Raw genomic sequence first — 2,631 nt, 5'->3', positions numbered from 1 at the left:
AGGTTCGGCCGGTCTGGTGGCCGGTATGCGCTTCTTCAGGGGCAGGCGACCGATCTGGGTAACACGGTGGTGTTCGCGAGTCTGACCACGGGTGGTGAGTTGCATGTCCTGGAGGAGGGTGCGGTCACCGATCCGGTGGTGGTGGCGGACTATTTGGTGGAGCACGGGATCGATTTCCTGAAGGTGGTGCCTTCTCACCTTGCCGCGTTGTCCTCGGTGGCGGGCATTGAGGGCGTTCTTCCGGGGCGGTCGTTGGTTCTTGGTGGTGAGGCCGTTTCGCCGGTTCTGGTGGGTGAGCTGGTGGAGTGTGCGGGTGGGCGGGGGGTGTTCAACCATTATGGGCCGACGGAGACGACGATCGGTGTTGCGACGGCTCGTCTTGGTGTTGGTGGTGTTGGTGGTGGTGTTGTTCCGGTGGGTGGTCCGGTGGCGAATACCCGGTTCTATGTTCTTGATGGCGCGTTGCGGCCGGTGCCGGTGGGTGTTGCGGGTGAGTTGTATGTGGCGGGGGTGCAGTTGGCGCGTGGGTATGTGAGGCGTGCGGGGTTGACGGCGGAGCGTTTTGTGGCGTGTCCGTTCGAGTCGGGTGTGCGGATGTATCGCACGGGTGACCGGGTGCGTTGGACGGCGGATGGTGAGGTGGTGTTCCTGGGTCGTGCGGATGATCAGGTGAAGGTGCGTGGTTTCCGGATCGAGCCGGGTGAGGTGCAGGCGGTGGTTGCCGCGCATCCGTTGGTTGCGCAGGCTGCGGTGGTGGGTCGTGAGGACGTGCCCGGTGATGTCCGCCTGGTGGCGTATGTGGTGGCGGTGGACGAGGACGGTGACACCGACGGTCTTCCGGGGGTGGTGCGTGAGTTCGCTGCCCGGCGTCTGCCGGAGCACATGGTGCCCTCAGCGGTGGTGGTCCTGGACGGGCTGCCGCTGACGGGTAACGGGAAACTGGACCGCAAGGCCCTGCCCGCACCCGAATACGCAACCACCGCGGGTGCCGGACGGGCGCCGGCCAATGTGCGCGAGGAGGTCCTGTGCGCCGCGTTCGCTGAGGTACTGGGCCTGGAGAGCGTGGGTGTGGACGACGACTTCTTCGAGCTCGGCGGCCACTCGCTGGTGGCGGTCCGGCTGGTCGAGATCCTACGGACGCGCGGCGTCCAGGTGTCCGTACGTGCGCTGTTCGACACACCGACGGTCGCCGATCTGGCAACCTCGGTGGGTGCAGCGCAGGTGGTGGTGCCCGAAAACCTGATCCCGGCCGGAGCGACCGAGATCACCCCGGAGATGCTGCCGCTGATCGATCTCACCGCCGACGAGATCGCGCGGATCGCTGCCACTGTCGAGGGCGGCGTGGTCAACATCGCGGACATCTACCCGCTGGCGCCGCTCCAGGAAGGCCTGCTCTTCCACCACATGTTGGCCGACGGTGGCGATGACGCGTATGTCCTGCCGGCGGTACTGGATTTCGACTCGCGTGACAGGCTGGACGGCTTCGTGTCCGCGCTCCGACGAGTGGTCGCCCGGCACGACATCTACCGCACCTCGATCGTGTGGGAGGGGCTGCGTGAGCCGGTGCAGGTGGTCTGGCGCGACGCCGAACTCCAAGTCCACGAAGTGACGTTGGACGCGCGGTCCGCCGATCCGATCGCGGAACTGGTGGAGATCGGTGGCGCGCGGATGGATCTGGCCGCGCCGCCGCTGATCAGCCTCCACATCGCGAAGCACCCGACCGACGCCCACTGGCTGGCGCTGATCCGGGTGCACCACATGGTCCGGGACGGTACGGCGTTGGAAGTATTGCTCTCCGAGGTCGACGCCTTCCTCACCGGGCGTGGTGGGGAGCTGCCGGAGCCGCTGCCGTTCCGCGACTTCGTGGCGCAGGCGCGTGGCGGGGTGTCGCGGTCCGAGCACGAGCGCTACTTCGCCGAGCTGCTGGGCGACGTGACCGAACCGACCGCGGCGTTCGGCGTGGTCGACGTGCGCGGCGACGGCGCGGACGTGCGGCGCGCTCGCTTCGGCTTCGCACCGGACCTGGACGCCAGACTGCGAGAGGTCGCCCGCCGACTGGGTGTGAGTGCGGCGACGGTGCTGCACGTGGTGTGGTCGCGGGTCCTGGGCGCGGTCAGTGGCCGTGACGACGTGGTCTTCGGGACCGTACTGTTCGGCCGGATGAACGCTGGCGCGGGCGCCGACCGGGTGCCCGGCCCGTTCATCAACACGCTCCCCATTCGGGTACGTACGGGCGAACTCGGCGCCCGTGAAGCCGTGTCGGCGATGCGCAGCCAGCTGGCGGAGCTGTTGGAGCACGAGCATGCGCCGCTCGTCGTCGCGCAGCAGGCCAGCGGTGCGGAGGCCGACAGCCCGCTGTTCACCGCGATCCTCAACTACCGCCGCAACACCGGCCAGAACCTCGATGAGCGCTTCGACGAGGGCATGGCCGGCACCCGGCTCGTGTTCGCCCGGGAACGGACCAACTACCCCCTGGTGTTGCTGGCCGACGACAACGGCGAGCGCACCGAGCTCGCGGTGGACGCGGTCGGGGCGATTGACCCGGAAACGGTGGCGGGGCTGGTGCCCACGGCTGCTGAGGGGCTCGTATCGGCCCTTGAAGCCGCTCTGGAGGGTGGCCCGGACGAATTG

Annotated in this window: 1 protein-coding gene; it reads left to right on the top strand. The window is 68.2% G+C overall.

The annotated features are described in order from the left end of the window. Positions 1-54 precede the first annotated feature (54 nt). The coding region (locus GA0115254_RS02045) for a condensation domain-containing protein (protein ID WP_256102357.1) at positions 55-2,631 on the top strand (2,577 nt) is incomplete at its 3' end.

The organism is Streptomyces sp. Ncost-T10-10d (genome assembly GCF_900091955.1).
GTDB lineage: Bacteria > Actinomycetota > Actinomycetes > Streptomycetales > Streptomycetaceae > Streptomyces.
Note: the sequence above shows the minus strand (reverse complement) of the source record. Positions and strands in the feature narration are given on the sequence as shown.